This window comes from Herbaspirillum robiniae, assembly GCF_002213415.1.
Taxonomy (GTDB): Bacteria; Pseudomonadota; Gammaproteobacteria; order Burkholderiales; family Burkholderiaceae_D; genus Herbaspirillum; species Herbaspirillum robiniae.
Genome location: NZ_NJGU01000023.1, coordinates 1 through 418 on the forward strand (window position 1 = coordinate 1; position 418 = coordinate 418).

The 418-nt window shown below is 66.7% G+C and carries 1 protein-coding gene; it reads left to right on the forward strand.

From position 1 onward, the window contains the following. Positions 1–200 (forward strand): hypothetical protein (locus CEJ42_RS25180; RefSeq protein WP_207760479.1); only part of this gene is annotated, 200 nt, incomplete at its 5' end. Positions 201–418 lie beyond the last annotated feature (218 nt).

A 418-nucleotide genomic window follows, 5' to 3' on the forward strand; every position in this document is an offset into this window, starting at 1 on the left:
CGGCCTGCGCCGGGATGACGGCGGCGGGTGGGGAGACAGCCACCGCATCCCCCTTCTCCGTCATCCTGACGAAAGTCAGGATCCAGCGTCGTTCAACGGCCCGTGAGGCGCAACAAACGTCACTGGATCCCGGCCTGCGCCGGGATGACGGCGGTGGATGGAGAGACAGCCGCCGCATCCGCTTCTCTCCGTCATCCTGACGAAAGTCAGGATCCAGCGTCGTTCAACAGCCTGCGAGGCGCGACAAACACCACTGGATCCCGGCCTGCGCCGGGATGACGGCGGCGGGTGGGGAGACAGCCACCGCATCCCCCTTCTCCGTCATCCTGACGAAAGTCAGGATCCAGCGTCGTTCAACGGCCCGTGAGGCGCAACAAACGCCACTGGATCCCGGCCTGCGCCGGGATGACGGCGGTGG